The sequence below is a fragment of the Streptomyces sp. NPDC096136 genome (assembly GCF_044763325.1).
In the GTDB taxonomy this organism is placed as follows: Bacteria; Actinomycetota; Actinomycetes; order Streptomycetales; family Streptomycetaceae; genus Streptomyces.
On the sequence record NZ_JBIWFZ010000008.1, the window covers coordinates 156,139 to 173,356 of the forward strand.

Consider the following 17,218-nt stretch of genomic DNA (forward strand, 5'->3'; position numbering starts at 1 on the left):
GTCAGCCCGCCGACGGGGCGGCCGTGGAGGACGCGGCCGGGTCCTGGGCGCGGCGGCGGCGCACGGCCCAGAAGACGCCGCTGCCGACGGCGATGGTCGCGCCGACGCCGATGACGCCGGCGAGGCCGCCCGACAGGCGGGCGTCGTCGACGTCCTTGACGCCGTAGTCGGCGAGCGGGGAGTCGGCGGCGGCGTGCTCCTGCACCTTGCTGTCGATGCCCTTGTCGGCGGCGACCTTCTCCAGGCCGTCGGGGCTGGCGGAGGCGTAGAAGGAGACGAAGCCGGCGAGGACGAGGGCGGTGGCCAGGCCGGTCAGCCACAGCTTGCGGGTGGAGCGGGCGGCGGCCGGGACGGGGGCCGCGGCGGGGGCGTCGACGAGCTCGCCGCCGACGCGCAGCTTCAGCGGGGTGGCCAGTCCGCGCGCGCCGTGGACCAGGTCGGGCCGGACGGCGATCACGGCGGCGACGGTGGCGGTGGTGATCAGGGCTTCGCCGATGCCGATGAGCACGTGGACGCCGACCATGGCGGTGAACACCTTGCCGATCGGGACGTCGGTGGTGCCGCCGAGGGCGTAGAGGAGGGTGAACATGACGGCCGCGCCGGGCACGGAGAGCAGGGCTCCGGCGAAGGCGGCGACGGTGACCGAGCGCCGGCCGGAGGGCAGGAGCTTCAGCAGGGCGCGGAAGACGGCGTAGGAGACGAGGACGGTCACCACGGCCATGTTCAGGATGTTGACGCCGAGCGCGGTGAGGCCTCCGTCGGCGAAGAGGATGCCCTGCATCAGCAGGACGACGGAGACGCAGAGCACGCCGGTGTAGGGGCCGACGAGTATCGCGGCGAGCGCGCCGCCCAGGAGGTGGCCGCTGGTGCCGGCGGCCACGGGGAAGTTCAGCATCTGCACGGCGAAGATGAAGGCGGCGACGAGGCCGGCCAGGGGGGCGGTGCGTTCGTCGAGCTCGCGGCGGGCGCCGCGCAGGCTGACCGCGACAGCGGCGGTGGCCGCCACTCCTGCGGCCACCGAGACGGGTGCGTCGATGAATCCGTCGGGCACGTGCATGGAGCGGCTCCGCTTCCTCTTCCTCACATGAGTGTTTAACCGTTCAAGAGTAGTGCCCACTTGCAAACGATTGGCAAGAGCTGTCGCCGCACAAATACGTACGTGCGGTTTCGTGGGAATGTGCGAGGCTGGACAGGCAAACGGACGCGCATGTTCCGATTCAAGGAGTCCGGTCGATGTCAGCCACCGCCGAGAATCCACCAGCCACCTCAGCGGCCGTCGAGGAGCGGGTCAGCGCCCGCGTGATCAGCGACGACCCCCTCTTCCGTGCGATCCCGGTGGCCCTGCGGTTCACCACCGCCGAGCCCCTGGCCATCCGCATCGTCTTCCCCGCCGAGCTGTCCCCCGACGGCACCGACAACGAGTGGGTCTTCCCGCGCACCCTGCTGGAGGCCGGCCTGCTCGCGCCGACCGGGACGGGCGACGTACGGGTCTGGCCCTGCGGCCGGGTCCAGGCCGTGGTCGAGTTCCACTCCCCCGACGGTGTCGCCGTGCTCCAGTTCGACAGCGCCGTACTGCGCCGGTTCCTGCGCCGCACGTACGCCACCGCGGCCGCCGCCGACGCGGGACCCGCCGCCGGCGCGCGTCCCGCGGCCACCCGTACGGCGTAGCGGACGCGGCCGGCCCCGCACCTGGGGTTCCAGATGCGGGGCCGGGACGCACGTGCTGCGAACGGACCGCCGGACGGGGGCCGCCCGGGGGCTCAGGCGTTGACCAGCTCGCGCCGCTTGTCGGGGTCCTCCGGGGACCCGGACTCCTGCGCCGACTCCCCGAGGTGCTTGCGCAGGCTCTCGCCCTCCACGTCCACGTTGGGCAGGATGCGGTCCAGCCACGCCGGCAGCCACCAGGCCTTGTGGCCGAGCAGCGCCAGCACCGCCGGCACGATCGCCATGCGCACCACGAAGGCGTCGAACAGGACGGCGACGGCCAGACCGAAGCCGATCATCTTGACCATCGCGTCGCTGGCGCCCAGGAAGCCGGAGAAGACGGCGATCATGATGACGGCCGCGGCCACGACCACGCGGGCGCTGAACTGGAAGCCCGTCACCACGGCCTGGCCGGGCCGCTCGCCGTGGACGTACGCCTCCCTCATCCGGGTGACGAGGAAGACCTCGTAGTCCATCGCCAGGCCGAAGACGACGCCCACCATGAAGATCGGCATCATCGACATGATCGGACCGGTCTGCTCCACCCCGAAGACGGAGCCGAGCCAGCCCCACTGGAAGACCGCGACGACCGCGCCGAGGGCCGCGACGACCGACAGCAGGAAGCCGAGGGCCGCCTTCAGCGGGACCAGGATCGAGCGGAACACCAGCATCAGCAGCAGGAACGCCAGGCCGACCACGAGCGCCAGGTAGGGCAGCAGCGCGTCGTTCATCTTCTGCGAGAAGTCGATGTTCATCGCGGTCGCGCCGGTGACGAACACGTCGTCCCCGTTGCCCGCGCGGATCGTGTGGACCAGGTCCTCGGTCTCCGTGGAGGACGGGCGCTCCTTGGGGATCACGCTGATGATCGCGGCGTCCTTGGCCGCGTTCTGGTGCGGCGGGGTCACCGCGACCACGCCCTCCAGGCCCTTGATCCGGTCGACGGTCTTGTCGGCGAGCGCCTTGTCGCCGTCCACGACCACCATCAGCGGACCGTTGAAGCCCGGGCCGAAGCCCTCGGACAGCATGTCGTACGCCTTGCGCTGGCTGGTGGAGACCGGCTTGGAGCCGTCGTCCGGCAGGCCCATCTCCAGCTTGCTCGCCGGCACCGCGATCGCGCCGAGGCCGATCACGCCGATCAGCAGCACCATGACCGGGCGGCGCAGCACGAAGCGGGCCCAGCGGGTGCCGCCGTTGGGCTTGGCCTCGGCGTCGGCCGGGCGGCCCTTGCCGAAGAGCTTGCTCTTCTTGCCGGCGGGCAGGACCTTCTTGCCCGCGAAGCCGAGGATGGCCGGGACCAGCGTCAGGGCGACGAACACCGCGATGACCACCGTTCCGGCGGCCGCGACACCCATCTTCGTCAGCATCGGGATGTTGACGACGGCCAGGCCCACCAGGGCGATGACCACGGTCAGACCGGCGAAGACGACGGCGGAGCCGGCGGTTCCGGCGGCGCGGCCGGCGGCCTCGTCGCGCTCGCGGCCCTCGGCGAGTTCCACGCGGTAGCGGGAGACGATGAACAGCGCGTAGTCGATGCCGACCGCGAGGCCGATCATCATCGCGAGGGTCGAGGTGGTGGAGCCGAGGTCCAGCACGTTGGCGAGCGCGGTGATCGAGGAGACGCCGATGCCCACGCCGATCAGCGCGGTCAGCAGCGGCAGCCCGGCCGCGACCAGCGAGCCGAAGGTGATGACCAGGACGATGCCGGCGATCAGGATGCCGATGGCCTCGCCGGAGCCGGTCTCGGGGGCCTCCATCAGCGCGTCGCCGCCGATCTCCACCTGGAGGCCGGCCTTCTGCGCGTCGTGCCCGGAGTCCTTGAGGGCGTCACGCGTGACGTCCTTCAGCTCCATGCCGCTGACCTTGTACTTCACCGTGATGTAGGTGGTGGAGCCGTCCTGGCTCACCGCCTGCATCTGGTACGGGTCGTCGACGGTGGCGACCTGTGCGGCGCCCTCGCCCTGCTTCAGGCCGGAGATGAGCTTCTCCACCTCGCCCTTGGGGCCCTGGTCGGTGACCTTGGCGCCCGCCGGGGCCTTGACGACGATGCGGGCGGTCGCGCCGTCGGCGGACATGCCCGGGAACTTCTTGTCCAGCAGGTCGAAGGCCTTCTGGGCCTCGGTGCCGGGGATCGAGAACGAGCCGGAGGTGGGCGCGGCGGCCGTCGCCGCACCGAAGCCGGCGGCGACCAGCAGCGCCACCCATATGAGGGCGACGAGGCCGCGGCGCCTGAAGGCGCCGCGCCCGAGCCGGTAGAGGAAGGTGGCCACGTCGTGGTTCTCCCGTTTCAGGTCGTGGGATGGATCCTGCGCCCGTACGGCCGGAGGGCCGTGGGCGGATCAGGGCGTGAAAAGCCGGCCCGACGACGAGAGCGGCGTGTCAGGAGCAGCAGGCGGTACGTGGGGAGCTACGGGGAGTACGGGCGGCCGCCCCGGGAGGTACTGCCCCCGGGAGGTACTGCCCCCCGGGAGGTACTGCCCCCCGGGAGGTGCTGGACGGCGCCGGCGGAACCGGACGCTACCCGGCGGCGCTCGGGAAGGACTGGGGAGTCGCTCGGGATTCAGACGCCGAGGGCGGGGAAGACCACGGCGTCGATGAACTGGGTGAGGAACGCCCGGTCGACGGACCGGTCCTCGATCAGCGGCAGTGCGATGAACGCCCCGATGAGCATGTGCGGCACGAAGTCCAGCGCCGGACAGTCCGGACGGACCTCGCCCCGCTCCACCGCGCGGCGGAGCATGGCCTGGAGACCGTTGATCTCCGGGTCGACCAGCAGGTCGCGCAGGGCCCGGTGCAGCTCCGGGCTCTCGTGGACGGCATGGGCCAGACCCCGCATGAGGGCGGTGTCCTTGGCCATCTGCGCGTCGTCGGAGTGCGCGACCATCCGTGCGAAGTCCCCGCGGAGGGTGCCCGTGTCGATCTCCCGCAGGGAGACCGGCTGGGTGCACCGGAGGGCCTTCGCGACCAGCTCCGGCTTGCTCCCCCACTGGCGGTAGAGGGTGGCCTTGCTGGACTTCGTACGGGCGGCGACCGCGTCCATGGTCAGCGCCTCGTACCCGACCTCGCGGAGGAGGTCGAGGACCGCCTCGTGGAGCTCGGCCTCCCGCTCGGGGGTGATCCGGCTGCGCCGCGCCGACATCGCGTCGGTGACCCGGCAGCTTCCCTTCATCACGACCACCCATCCGAACGAAACGGTTTCGTACACCAGCAAGCGTACCCCCGCGCTTAACGAAACGAAACCGTTCCGTTTCGCTGGAGGCGGTGGCATGGGTCACACCTGGAGCACCTGTACGAGTTGCCGGGCCCCCCCGGCGCGGAAAGCATTGTGGGGTGAGTCACGACGTCGCGTACCTCCGCTTCCCGCACCTGCACGACGAACTGCTGTGCTTCGCCACCGAGGACGACCTGTGGGTCGCCCCGCTGGTCCCCGAGGGCCACACCCCGGGCCGGGCCTGGCGGATCACCGTCGACCGCACCCGGGTCGGCCACCCCCGCTTCTCCCCGGACGGACGGCAGATCGCCTTCACCACCTGGCGCAGCCTCGACCCCGAGATCCACCTCGCCCCGGTGGACGGCGGCCCCGCGCGCCGGCTCAGCCACTGGGGCTCCACCGACACCCGCGTCTGCGGCTGGGACCCCGACGGCAACGTCCTGGCCGTCTCCTCGCACGGGCAGCCGTTCTCGTACTACTCCTGGGCCTACAAGCTGCCCACGGACGGCAGCCCCGGCGGCCGCCTGCCCTGGGGCCCGGTCTCCGACATCCAGGTCGCCGACGTCGACGGCGAACACCGCAGCCTGCTGCTGACCGGCAAGCCCCCGCACGAGCCCGCCTCCTGGAAGCGCTACCGGGGCGGCGCCACCGGCCGGCTGTGGCTGCACGGCGTGCGTCTGCTGGAGGACCTCGAGGGCCACCTCGACGCGCCCATGTTCGTCGGCGGCCGCATCGCCTTCCTCTCCGACCACGAGGGAGTCGGCAACCTCTACTCCTGCCTGCCCGACGGCACCGGCCTGCGCCGCCACACCGACCACGAGGAGTTCTACGCCCGCCACGCCTCCAGTGACGGCTCCCGCGTCGTCTACCAGTGCGCCGGCGAGCTCTGGCTCGTGGACTCCCTCGCCGCCGACGCCTCCCCGCGCCGGCTCGACGTCCGCCTCGGCGGGCCGCGCGCGGGACGGCGCACGTACCAGGTGCCCGCCGCCAGCAACGTCGACTCGCTGTCCGTGGACACCACCGGCCGGGCCAGCGCCGTCGTCGTCCGCGGCAGCCTGTACTGGCTCACCCACCGCGACGGCCCGGCCCGCACCATCGCCGACACCCCGGGCGTACGCGTCCGCCTCCCCGAGATGCTCGGCAGCGGCGGCCAGGTCGCCTACGTCACCGACGCCGAGGGCGAGGACGCCGTCGAGATCGCCTACCTCCCCCGCGCCTCCGGGGAGCGTGAGCCGCGCCGGCTCGCCTCGGGCGAGCTGGGCCGCGTCACCGAGCTGCTGGCCGACCCGGCCGGCGAGCGGCTCGCCGTCGCCTCCCACGACGGGCGGCTGCTGCTCCTCGACGCGACCGAGGAGTCCGACGGGCAGGCCACCGAGCTGATCCGGTCGATCAACGGACCCGTCACCGACCTCGCCTTCTCCCCCGACGGCTGCTGGCTGACCTGGTCGCACCCCGGCATCGGGCGCTCCCTGCGGCAGATCAAGATGGCGAGGATCTCCGGGCCCGGAGCACGCGTCGTCGTCGACGTCACCAACGGCCGCTTCGCGGACGAGAACCCGGTCTTCACCCGCGACGGCCGCTACCTCGCGTTCCTGTCCTGGCGCGGGTTCGACCCGGTGTACGACGTCCACACCGGCGACCTGTCGTTCCCGCTGGGCTGCCGCCCGTACCTGGTGCCGCTGTCCTCCGCGACCCCCTCGCCCTTCGCCTTCTCCCCCGACGGCCGCCCGGCGGCGGGCGGCCTCGACCCCGTCGAGGGGGAGCCCGGGGAGGGCGACGGGACGGTGACCGTGGAGGTGGAGGGCCTGGAGAGCCGGGTCACCCCCTTCCCCGTGACCGCGTCGAAGTACTCGGCCCTGCACCCCGTGCACGGCGGCGGGCTGGTGTGGCTGCGCTGGCCCATCTCGGGCGCGCTCGGCGAGACCTTCGCCAACCCGGCCGACACCAGCGGCAAGCCGACGCTGGAGCACTTCGACATGACCAAGGCCCGCAAGACTGAACTGGCCTCCGGGCTGGACTGGTTCGCGGTCAGCGGCGACGGCACCCGCACCGTCGTCAACGACGACGGTGACCTGCGCGCCGTGCCGGCCACCGAATCGGGTGACGGCGACTCCACCGTCTACCTCGACCTGCGCCGCATCCTGCACGAGGTGGACCCGGCGGCCGAGTGGAGGCAGGCCTTCGAGGAGGCCGGCCGGCTCATCCGCGCGTACTTCTGGGAGCCGAACATGTGCGGCATCGACTGGGACGCGGTGCTGAGCCAGTACCGCCCCCTGGTCGAACGGGTCGCCACCCCCGACGAGTTCGCGGACCTGCTGCGCGAGGTGCTCGGCGAACTCGGCACCTCGCACGCGTACGTCTCCCCCGCCCGCCGCAACGAGGGCCCGCCCCACTACCAGCGGGCGATCGGCCTGCTCGGTGCCAACCTCGTGCGCCGCGACGGGGGATGGGCGGTCGCGCGGATCCTGCCCGGCGAGTCCTCCGACTCCAAGGCCCGCTCCCCGCTCGCCGGCACCGGCATCCGCGAGGGCGCGGTCCTCACCCACGTCGACGGCCGGCCCGTCGACCCGGTCGCCGGCCCCTACCCGCTGCTCGCGGCGGCCGGGGGCACCACCGTCGAGCTGACGTTCACCCCGGCCGAGGGCGAGGGCCCCTCCCGCCGCGTCGCGGTCGTCCCGCTGGTCGACGAACGGCCGCTGCGCTACCAGGACTGGGTCTCCAAGCGCCGCGCCGTCGTCCGGAAGATCAGCGGCGGACGCTGCGGCTACCTGCACATCCCCGACATGGGCGGCTCGGGCTGGGCCCAGTTCAACCGCGACCTGCGCATGGAGATGTCCCGGCCCGCGCTGATCGTCGACGTACGGGGCAACGCAGGCGGCCACATCAGTGAACTCGTCGTCGAAAAACTCACCCGATCGATCCTGGGCTGGGACCTGACGCGCGGCGCCCAGCCGGTCAGTTACGCCTCCGACGCGCCGCGCGGCCCGATCGTGGCCCTGGCGGACGAGGCGACCTCCTCCGACGGGGACATGATCACCGCCGCGTTCAAACTGCTCGGCCTCGGGCCGGTGGTCGGCCAGCGCACCTGGGGCGGGGTGGTCGGCATGACCGGCCGGCACACCCTGGGCGACGGCACCGTGATCACCGTTCCGATGAACGCCGCCTGGTTCCCGGAGTACGGGTGGTCGGTGGAGAACCACGGCGTGGAACCGGACCTGGAGATCATGCGCACCCCGCTCGACTGGGCGGAGGGCCGCCACGCGCAGCTGGACGACGCCGTGTACCTGGCACTGGAGCTGCTGGAGCAGGACCCGGCCGCGATCCCGCCCGGCTACACGGACGTCCCCGACGGACGCCGGCCGAAGCTGCCGCCGCGGCCGTAGCGCACGGCGGGAGCTTCGGCCGCGGCCGGCCGGAAGGCACGGCGCGAGGGCGCACGGCACGAGGTGTGCACGCTCCGAGGGGCGCGATCCGCGGAACGTGCGGATCGCGCCCCTCGGAGCCGTCTGCGGGCGGTCAGTCCCAGCTGTCGTCGAGCTCGGTGCGGACGTCGTCGATGGGCTGCTGCGCCTGCGGCTTCTTCGCCTTGGCCTGCCGGGAACGCGAGGACGCCTCGTCCTTCGCGCCCTGCTGGGGCTGCTGCGCCTTCGCCTTGAGCTGCTCGGCCTTGTCCTGGAACTGGTCCTTGATACCCATGCGTGCACTCCCTGAGGGGTGTTGGTGGTCGGGCTCGACCAGACTGACACGGGGGGGCAAAGGCCGCATTTTGATCAGCGGCCCTGGGCGCGCTCCTGTTCGTCGGCGGCCCCGCCCGCGCCCACCAGCCCCTTGGGCACGCTCGCCAGCCGGGGCTCGAACCGCTTCATCTCGCGCTGTCCGCCCGCCGCGATGACCGCCGGCAGGTAGCCGCGGACGCCCTGCATCCCGCGCAGCCACCACTGCGCGTACACGTGCGCCGAACGCCGCTCGATGCCCGCGACGATCCGGTCCACGGCCGGGCCGAGCGGATAGGTCCGGTTCGCCGGCCAGGGCAGGCGCCCGCGCAGTTCGCGCATCACGTCGTGCTGGTCGGCGCCGCGCACCATGTCGGTGTCGGTCCAGGAGAGGTAGCCGACCCCGACCTTGACGCCCTTGTAGCCGACCTCGGCGCGCAGGCAGTGCGCGAAGGCCTCGACGCCGGACTTGGAGGCGCAGTACGCCGTCATCATCGGCGCGGGGGTGATCGCGGCGAGCGAGGCGATCTGGAGGAAGTAGCCGCGGCTCTCCATGAGGACGGGCAGGAAGGCGCGGGCGGTGACGGCTCCGCCGATCAGGTTGACCTCGATCACCCGCCGCCACGCCTGCGGGTCGGAGTCGGCGAACGGGCCGCCGGAGGCGACGCCGGCGTTGGCGACGACGATGTCCACCTTGCCGAAGCGCTGCTTGACCTCCTGCGCGACCCGGGACATCGCCTCGTGGTCGGTGACGTCGGCGTACCAGTGGTCGCTGTCGGTGTGCAGCCGCGCGGAGACCTCCTTGAGCGCCTCCGGCTCCAGGCCGACCAGGGCGACCTTCGCGCCGCGCGCGGACAGCTTGCGGGCGAGCAGCTCGCCGACCCCGCGGGCGGCGCCGGTGACGACGGCGACCTGGCCTTCCAGACTCCTGCGAGCGCTCACGGCGTCGTCTCCTTCTCGGTCGAGGTCGAGGTGTTCGTGTTCGTGTTCGTGTTCGTGTTCGTGTTCGCGGTCATGGCCGCCGCGGGCGTGGCGGCCAGGTACCGGGACGTCAACTCACGCACGGCGGAAGTCACCGCTTCGGGTGCCTCGACGGGGGTCATGTGCCCCATCCCGGTGAGTTCGGTCAGCCCCACGCAGTTCGGCAGCGCGGCAGCGAGCCCGCGGGCGTGCACAACGGGGGTCAGCCGGTCGTCGCGGCCCACGATGACGGCGGTGGGCACGGTCAGGCGCGCGAGCCCGTCGTCCAGGTCGAGGCCGGCCAGGACGTGCGACCAGGCGCGGCGCACCCCGGCGGGGCAGGCGTGCACGATCCGGGCGCAGGCCTCCACCCGGTCGGGCGCGGATCCCGCGCCCATGGTCGCGTACTTGAGCACCGCCCGCGTGGCGGGGGTGACGGGCCCGAGCGGGGCGGGCGAGCCCAGCAGGCCCCGGGTCAGACGGGTCCGGGCGCGCCCGGGGCGCAGCGGCAGCACGGTCGCCTCGGCGACCAGCCGCGAGCTGCCGGTGCTGCACAGCAGGGCGGCCGCGGCGTGCTCGGCGAACCGGGGGCGGCCGGCGGCGGCCATCACGGTCATGCCGCCCATGGAGTGCCCGGCGACGACGGCCCGCTCGCCGGGGGCGAGGGCGGCCTCCAGTACGGCGACCAGGTCGTCGGCGAGGGCGGTGGTGCTGTACGCGGCGGCGGCCGGGCTTCGCCCGTGGCCGCGCTGGTCGTAGGCGACGACCCGGTGGTCGCGCGCCAGTTCCCGGATCTGGGCGGCCCAGAAGGCGGTGGAGCAGGTCCATCCGTGGGAGAGGACGACGGCGGGCGCCCCCTCGGGTCCGTGGACCTCGACGTGCAGCCGGGAGCCGTCGGCGGAGACGGCGACCAGTTCGCGGCCGGCGGCCGGCGGGGCGTAGCGCCCGGCGGTGGCGTGCGGCGGGCGGCTCACGCCGCGCCCTCGCCGGCCGGGGCCGCGTCGGCGGCAGCGGCGGACGCGGCACCGGCGGACGCGCCCGCGGGGGCCGGGAGCCGCCCGGCACCGCTCTCGCGGACCCGTACGACCTCGTACTCGGCCAGGTCGACCGTCAACGTGGCGCGCCGGAACTCACCCGTCGTGCCCGGCCAGACCGTGGTGTTGCGGCCCTGTGCGTCCAGGTACCAGCTGGTGCAGCCGCCGGTGTTCCACACCGTCCGCTCCATGCGCGCCTGCACGCGCCGATTCCACTGGTTGACGGCGGAGGGGCGGGCGGCGAGCGCGGTGCGCCCGCCGCGGCTGCCGTCGCCGAGCAGGGAGAGCTGGCGCAGGTAGTCCGCCATGTAGTTCAGCTGGGACTCGATCATCAGGATCATCGAGCTGTTGCCGAGGCCCGTGTTCGGCCCGATGATCGTCATCCAGTTGGGGAAGCCGGCGGCCGTCGCCCCGCGCAGCGCCTGCATCCCGTCCTTCCAGGAGTCCGCGAGGGTCTGCCCGTCCGCGCCGACCACACGGTCGGCGATCGGCATGTCGGTGACGTGGAACCCGGTGCCGAAGACGATCGCGTCCACCTCGGTCTCGGTCCCGTCGGCGGCGACGAGGACCGAGCCCCTGACCTCCTTCAGCCCGGAGGCGACGACGTCCACGTCGGGCCGGGCGAGCGCCGGGTAGTACTCGCTGGAGAGCAGGATCCGCTTGCAGCCGATCCGGTACGAGGGCGTCAGCTTGGCCCGCAGCGCCGGGTCCTTGATGGAGCGCGCCATATTGGCCTTGGCCAGCGATTCGATGAGTCCGAGCTGGTTGGGCCGTTTGGTGAAGGCGCTGACCTGGAGCTCCCGGATCCCCCACAGCAGCCCGCGCCGGGCGGCCTGGGTGAAGGGCAGCTGTCGGTGCAGCCGGCGTTCGAGGGAACTGATGGCCCGGTCGGTGCGCGGCATGACCCACGGCGGGGTGCGCTGGAAGAGGGTCAGGCGCGCCGTCTTCGGGGCGATGGCGGGCACGATCTGGATCGCGGAGGCGCCCGTACCGATCACCGCGACGCGCTTGCCGCTCAGGTCGTAGTCGTGGTCCCAGCGCGCGGAGTGGAACACCTTGCCGGGGAACTCGGCCAGCCCCGGGATCTCCGGCATCTTCGGGTCGGACAGCGGGCCGGTCGCCGACACCACGACGTCGGCGGTGAAGGCGCCCGCCGAGGTGTCGATGTCCCAGCGCAGCTCCTCGGTGTCCCAGCGCATCATCAGGACCTCGTGGCCGAAGCGGATGTGCGGGCGCAGGCCGAAGGTGTCGGTGACGTGTTCCAGGTAGGCGCGGATGGCCGGCTGCCCGGAGAAGGTGCGGGGCCAGTCGGGGTTGGGCGCGAAGGAGAAGGAGTACAGGTGCGAGGGGACGTCGCACGCGCATCCGGGGTAGCTGTTGTCGCGCCAGGTGCCGCCGACGGAGTCGGCCCGTTCGAGGACGACGAAGTCGGTGATCCCCTCGCGCCTCAGCCGTACGGCCGCGCCGAGCCCGCCGAACCCGGACCCGATCACCGCCACCCGTACGTGCTCGCGCCCGTGCCCGCCCATGCCGCTCATGCCCGCCGCCTCCCGCTTCCGCAGTCCGTCCCGGCCCCGCCGGGACACGCCGTCACGCCCATCACAACACTGCCAGCAATCACTGGCACAATCGGGAGGGTAGAGCAGCTCCGTACCCATGGGTAGGGGTCGCGCCCGGAAAGTTACTGCGGGTACGCCCTAGGCTGCGCATGTGGAGACGCGGGGGACGTGGGAGGCGGAGGCGGCCGTGAAGCGCGAGTACCGGACCCAGGAGCTGGCGGAGGCCGCCGGAATCCCGGTGCGCACCCTGCGCTTCTACCGCGAGCGCAGGCTGCTCCCGCCGCCCCGCCGCGAGGGGCGGATCGCCTGGTACGACGACCAGCACCTGGCGCGGCTGCGCACCATCGCCGCCCTGCTGGAGCGCGGCCACACCCTCGGCGGCATCGCGGAACTGACCGCCGCCTTCGAGAAGGGCCGCGACGTCGGCCAGCTCGGCGAGCTGCTGGGCATCGGCTGGTCGGAGGAGACCCCGGTCCGGCTCTCGCCCGAGGCCCTGGCCGACTACTTCGAGGGCGAGGTCACCCCGGAGAACCTGGCGGCCTCCCTCGACCTCGGCTACCTCGCCACCGACGGCGAGGAGATCGTGCACGTCAGCCGGCGCCTGCTGGACGTCTCCTCGGCCCTGGTCCGCGAGGGCGTACCGCTCGCGGCGGTGCTGGAGACGGGCCGCAGGGTGCGCGCGCACGCGGACGCGCTGGCGGAGCTGTTCACCGAGCTGATCTCCGCCCATCTCGGGGAGGAGGACGTCGCCCGGCTGCGCCCGCTGGCCAAGAGCGTGGTCGAGGCCGAGCTCACGATGGCGATGGACCGCCTGCACCAGCGCCGCGGCCCCGCACCGGCCCGGACCCCCGAGCCCGCCGAGGCCTGCGCGGCGCCCGGGGCGCCCTCGGTACCCGAGGCCGCCCGGACGGCAGGGGCGCCCGAGCCCGCCCGTGCGCCCCGGGAGCCTCAGGCCCCGAGCTCGTAGACCACGGTCACGGGCGCGTGGTCGGACCACCGCTCCGGATGCGTCTCGGCCCGCTCCACGAACGCCTTGACGGCCCTGGCGGCCAGCCCCGGAGTCGCGACCTGGAGGTCGATGCGCCAGCCGGCGTCGTTGTCGAAGGCCCGCCCGCGGTAGGACCACCAGGAGTACGGGCCCTCCGCGTCGGGGTGCAGCACGCGCACGACGTCCACGTACCCGGCCTCCGAGTACACCTTCCCGAGCCACTCCCGCTCCTCGGGCAGGAAGCCGGCGCTCTTCCGGTTGGTCTTCCAGTTCTTGAGGTCGGCCTCCTGGTGGCAGATGTTCCAGTCCCCGCACACCACGACCTCGCGGCCGTCGGCGGCGGCCCGCGCCTTCAGCCCCTGGAGGTAGGTGCGGAACTCCGCCATGAAGCGGTACTTCTCCTCCTGCTTCTCCGTGCCGGCCTCGCCGGAGGGCAGGTACAGGCTCGCCACGGTGACCCCGGGCAGGTCGATCTCGACGTACCGCCCGCTCGTGTCGAACTCGTCGCTTCCGAAGCCCACCTGTACCCGTTCAGGTGACTTGCGCGTGTACAGGGCGACGCCGGCCCGGCCCTTCGCGGCGGCCGGCGCGAACACCGTGTGCCAGCCCTCGGGCTCCCGCGCCTCCACCGGAATCTGCCCCTCCTCGGCCCGTACCTCCTGCAGGCACACGACGTCGGCGTCGGATCCGGCGAGCCACTCCACGAAGCCCTTCTTGGCGGCGGCGCGGATCCCATTCACATTCACGGAGGTCACGGTGAGCATCCCAGCACCATAACCGCAGCCTTCCGTACGATGTTCTGATGTCTCACGGGATACACCTGCGCGCCGTACCGTACGACCACCCGGACGCGCTGAAACTCGACGCCCAGGTCCAGCTCGAATACCAGGCGCGCTACGACGGCGAGGGCGACGCCACCTTCCTCGACCCGGCGATGTTCGTCCCGCCGGCCGGGCTCTACCTGCTCGCCTACGACGCCGCGGACGCCCCGGTGGCGAGCGGCGGCTGGCGCGCCCAGGACCGCAACGACGAGGGCTACGCGGACGGCGACGCCGAGATCAAGCGCATGTACGTGATCCCGGACGCCCGCGGCAAGGGCCTGGCCCGCCGCATCCTGGCCGAGCTGGAGGCCGACGCCACGGCGGCCGGACGCCGCCGGATGGTCCTGGAGACGGGCGACCAGCAGCCCGAGGCGATCGCGCTGTACCTGTCGTCCGGCTACGCGCCGTCGGAGAAGTTCGGCTACTACCGCGACTACGAGTCGAGCCTGTGCATGACCAAGCCCCTCCCGTCGCAGGCCACCCCGTCCTGACCCGCCCGGCCCGCCGCCCCTGCCGGGGCGCCGCCGCGTACGACCGCTCCCCGCGCGCCCCGGCCGGGCCGAGGCGTCCTGCACTCGGCCGGAGCGGCGGCGGGCGCGGACGAGCGCGGAGGACGGGCGGGGAGGACGGGCGGGGAGGACGGGCGGGGAGGACGGGCGGGGAGGACGGGCGGCGCGCACGACCGCTCCGCGCGGCGGCCGCCCCGCAGCCGGCGCCCACCGCGTCCCGCCCGGCCGCCGCCGCACGGGACCACTCCGCGGACCCCGTCCGCGCGGCCGCCCCGCGCACCAGCGCCGGCCCCCTACCGGCCGAGCCACACCGCCGGGTCGGTCCCCCACCGCGACGGCCCCCGCTCCCACTCCCCGAAGGGACTGGCGGCGTGGCGCAGCGCCCCGTACCCCGACCGCCCCTCCCGCAGCCACGGCCCGGCCTCGTACCCGGGCACCCCGGCCCCCACCCCGGGGACCTCCCGCACCAGCCACGACGCGGTCCCCGCCAGGGAGCACCGCAGCAGCCCCCCGGTCCCGCCCGCCAGGGCCCTGAGGACGCCCGCCGCCACCAGGTACCCCGTCCCGTGGTCCAGGGCCTGCGCCGGCAGCACCCCCGGAACGCCGTCCTCCCCGGCGCACCGCGCCGCGATCCCGTAGCCGGCCTGCACCAGCGAGTCGAACCCCCGCCGCCCGGCCCACGGCCCGCCCCGGCCCCACGCGCACAGCTCGGCGACCACCAGCCCCGGACGCCGCTCCAGCAGCTCCGGCCCGCCCAGCCCGTAGCGCTCCAGGGCCCCGGGCCGGTAGCCGGTCACCACCACGTCGGCGCCGTCGAGCAGCCCCTCCAGCACGGCCCGGTCCTGCGGCCGCGCGAGGTCCAGCAGCGCGGACCGCTTCCCGAAGCCGGTGTCCGCGTGCGCGTCGTCCGCCTCCGGCAGCCCCGGCGCGTCGATCCGCAGCACGTCCGCCCCGAACACGCCGAGCGTGCGGGTGGCGACGGGGCCGGCGATCACCCGCGTCAGGTCCAGCACCCGCACCCCGGAGGCCGGAAGCCCCTCCTTGCCCGCCACCGGCTCGCGCGCGCCCCCCGGCGTCCACTCGACCAGCGGCTGCGGCTCCCCGTACCGCGGCGCCACCGCCACCGCGAGCCCGCCCTCCCCGTACACGCGCTCCTGGGCCTCCACGGCGCCCAGCCGCGCGAGCGCCCCTCGTACCGCCTCCGGGGTCGCGGGCACGCCGAGGGCCCGGACGAGGGCCGCCGCGTGGTGGGGATAGTTGGCGTGGGTGCGCACCCATCCGTCGGCCGCCCGCCAGAACCCCGACAGCGGGGCGAAGCCGACCGGCGCCCGGCCGTCCACCCGCAGGTGCCGCTCGCTGACGAACGCCGTCGCCACGGCCCCCTCGTCCACGACCACGGGAGCCGCGTCCAGCGCCGTCCCCCCGGCCCGTACGGCGGCCAGCTCGGCCGCCGCGAGCGCGCACACCCCGACGGTGGCCCGCGCCAACTCCCGCACCGGCAGCGGCCCCTCCAGGCCGCTCGGCCCCCGGTAGGCCACCCGCCCGGCGAGCTCGTCCGCCCCGCCCAGTGCTCTCCACGCTTGCGCCGTAGCGCCGTCCTGGCTCGTCATGCGCCCAGTGTGGCGTGATGCCCCTTCAGGAAAGCGCGAAAGTCCCGCCCGCTCTTCCAACCAAGGGGACCGTCATCGTCCGCGGGAAGTCTACGAGCGACCATGACGACTACGACGAAGGAACTCCAGAGCGGCGGTCTTGACTTCCTCTCCCGGCTCATCCGTCCGATACTCCCGGGACTTGATATATTCATAGAATTCCACATCAGGCCCATAGCCGTAATGCTCCAGGTAATAGGCCTGCGCCAGCGTCCAGATCCAGACGCCATCGGTCACCGTCGAGATCGGCACGACCTTGCCTTTCGACGCATCGAGCTGATCCGGGGCCAATCCGGCAGCCCGCTCGATGGCGGCACCTCCGCGCGTCAGAAACTCAATCAATCGCCCACGCTCAACCTGATCAGAAATACGCGGCCTGGACTCATCGAAGTACGGTCCGGACTTTGGGTCGACACCATCGAACAGTCGGGCACGTTTGAATTCCACCACTATTCCCTCACTTCTCATTGCTCGAATCGAAAGTTATCCACTCGCCGTCAGGCGGCCAAGTCGACTGGAGGTCGCCATATTCATCGAGGTAGCCGGATGCCACCCAGGAGTTCCCCTGGGAGTCAGACCACGCCAGCTCCGTCGGGGCTGTGACGGGGACCCCTAGGACCTCAGAGAGCTGCTGTGCGAACGAGCCCTCGCCCTGGCCGGTCTCACATGACATCAACCTGACGGGACCGCCGTCCCAGTCCGACTTGTCACTCGCGAGGAAGGCGCCGAGCTCCTCCGCGCTGAGAGTCCGCCCATCAACCTCGACCGAGTTCGGAGTACCGTGCAGGTCGACGGTGAATGCACCCTGCTCGGGTTCCAACTTTTCAGCCATATCTCGCATTCCGGCGTCATCCAACCCATAAAACGCTTCGCCGGAATCGGTCGTGAGCTTGCGTTCGTCCAGGTGGGATATCGTTTCCGCCATCTGGTCGGCCGATTCCTCCGGCTCTTCCGGCTCTTCCGGCTCCTCTGACCCTTCCGGCTCTTCCGGCTCTTCCGGCTCCTCTGACCCTTCCGGCTCTTCCGGCTCTTCCGGCTCCTCTGACCCTTCCGGCTCTTCCGGCTCTTCCGGC

General features: G+C 72.9%; 14 protein-coding genes and 1 pseudogene. 4 read left to right on the plus strand and 11 right to left on the minus strand.

Translation table 11 applies throughout. The features are described 5' to 3' along the window. Position 1: 1 nt before the first annotated feature. Positions 2 to 1,057: an energy-coupling factor ABC transporter permease gene (locus tag ACIRBY_RS19045; RefSeq protein WP_403901803.1), complete on the minus strand. Its 1,056-nt coding sequence runs from the start codon at positions 1,055 to 1,057 to the stop codon at positions 2 to 4. 176 nt (positions 1,058 to 1,233) lie between these two features. On the opposite strand from ACIRBY_RS19045, the gene ACIRBY_RS19050 reads away from it, so the two are divergent. Continuing rightward, entirely contained in the window at positions 1,234 to 1,668 is a 435-nt protein-coding gene (locus ACIRBY_RS19050) for an SsgA family sporulation/cell division regulator (RefSeq protein WP_403901804.1), read from the plus strand. A gap of 92 nt (positions 1,669 to 1,760) precedes the next feature. Here the strand turns inward: ACIRBY_RS19050 and ACIRBY_RS19055 are convergent, their stop codons facing one another. Further along, positions 1,761 to 3,971: an MMPL family transporter gene (locus ACIRBY_RS19055; RefSeq protein ID WP_403901806.1), complete on the minus strand. Its 2,211-nt coding sequence runs from the start codon at positions 3,969 to 3,971 to the stop codon at positions 1,761 to 1,763. Between the two features lie 290 nt (positions 3,972 to 4,261). Continuing rightward, complete coding sequence (locus ACIRBY_RS19060) at positions 4,262 to 4,840, minus strand: TetR/AcrR family transcriptional regulator (protein ID WP_366450999.1); 579 nt, start codon at positions 4,838 to 4,840, stop codon at positions 4,262 to 4,264. Positions 4,841 to 5,031: 191 nt separating this feature from the next. Here ACIRBY_RS19060 and ACIRBY_RS19065 point away from each other — a divergent pair, with 191 nt between their 5' ends. Then, positions 5,032 to 8,295, plus strand: coding sequence for a S41 family peptidase (locus ACIRBY_RS19065; protein WP_403901807.1), 3,264 nt, complete (start codon positions 5,032 to 5,034; stop codon positions 8,293 to 8,295). A gap of 133 nt (positions 8,296 to 8,428) precedes the next feature. On the opposite strand, the gene ACIRBY_RS19070 is transcribed toward ACIRBY_RS19065, so the two are convergent. The 4 genes from ACIRBY_RS19070 to ACIRBY_RS19085 form a co-directional block, all read right to left on the minus strand. After that, positions 8,429 to 8,608 (minus strand): hypothetical protein, encoded by a 180-nt coding sequence (locus tag ACIRBY_RS19070; protein WP_390688491.1) that lies wholly within the window; start codon positions 8,606 to 8,608, stop codon positions 8,429 to 8,431. Positions 8,609 to 8,682: 74 nt separating this feature from the next. Beyond that, positions 8,683 to 9,567: an SDR family oxidoreductase gene (locus ACIRBY_RS19075; RefSeq protein WP_403901808.1), complete on the minus strand. Its 885-nt coding sequence runs from the start codon at positions 9,565 to 9,567 to the stop codon at positions 8,683 to 8,685. Further along, positions 9,564 to 10,559, minus strand: coding sequence for an alpha/beta fold hydrolase (locus tag ACIRBY_RS19080; protein ID WP_403901810.1), 996 nt, complete (start codon positions 10,557 to 10,559; stop codon positions 9,564 to 9,566). The genes ACIRBY_RS19075 and ACIRBY_RS19080 overlap by 4 nt, the downstream gene beginning before the upstream one ends. Then, on the minus strand, positions 10,556 to 12,157 hold the full coding sequence (locus tag ACIRBY_RS19085) for a flavin-containing monooxygenase (RefSeq protein ID WP_403901811.1): 1,602 nt from the start codon (positions 12,155 to 12,157) through the stop codon (positions 10,556 to 10,558). The genes ACIRBY_RS19080 and ACIRBY_RS19085 overlap by 4 nt, the downstream gene beginning before the upstream one ends. A 172-nt stretch (positions 12,158 to 12,329) precedes the next feature. Here ACIRBY_RS19085 and ACIRBY_RS19090 point away from each other — a divergent pair, with 172 nt between their 5' ends. After that, positions 12,330 to 13,145 carry a MerR family transcriptional regulator gene (locus ACIRBY_RS19090; RefSeq protein ID WP_403901812.1) on the plus strand — a complete coding sequence of 272 codons (816 nt, stop codon included), beginning with the start codon at positions 12,330 to 12,332 and terminating at the stop codon, positions 13,143 to 13,145. On the opposite strand, the gene ACIRBY_RS19095 is transcribed toward ACIRBY_RS19090, so the two are convergent. After that, positions 13,127 to 13,930, minus strand: a complete 804-nt coding sequence (locus ACIRBY_RS19095; protein ID WP_403901813.1) for an exodeoxyribonuclease III — start codon at positions 13,928 to 13,930, stop codon at positions 13,127 to 13,129. The two genes, ACIRBY_RS19090 and ACIRBY_RS19095, sit on opposite strands and share 19 nt — an antisense overlap. A gap of 38 nt (positions 13,931 to 13,968) precedes the next feature. Between ACIRBY_RS19095 and ACIRBY_RS19100 the strand changes: the two genes are divergently transcribed. Beyond that, complete coding sequence (locus ACIRBY_RS19100; RefSeq protein WP_403901815.1) at positions 13,969 to 14,478, plus strand: GNAT family N-acetyltransferase; 510 nt, start codon at positions 13,969 to 13,971, stop codon at positions 14,476 to 14,478. Positions 14,479 to 14,789: 311 nt separating this feature from the next. On the opposite strand, the gene ACIRBY_RS19105 is transcribed toward ACIRBY_RS19100, so the two are convergent. From ACIRBY_RS19105 to ACIRBY_RS19115, 3 genes and pseudogenes are all read right to left on the minus strand, one after another. Then, the gene (locus tag ACIRBY_RS19105) at positions 14,790 to 16,106 is read right to left on the minus strand and encodes a CoA transferase (protein ID WP_403901817.1); all 1,317 of its coding nucleotides are present in this window, start codon (positions 16,104 to 16,106) and stop codon (positions 14,790 to 14,792) included. Positions 16,107 to 16,196: 90 nt separating this feature from the next. Further along, entirely contained in the window at positions 16,197 to 16,592 is a 396-nt protein-coding gene (locus ACIRBY_RS19110; RefSeq protein ID WP_403901819.1) for a hypothetical protein, read from the minus strand. Positions 16,593 to 16,602: 10 nt separating this feature from the next. Then, positions 16,603 to 17,218 (minus strand): annotated as a pseudogene (locus ACIRBY_RS19115) (hypothetical protein); the annotation flags it as partial.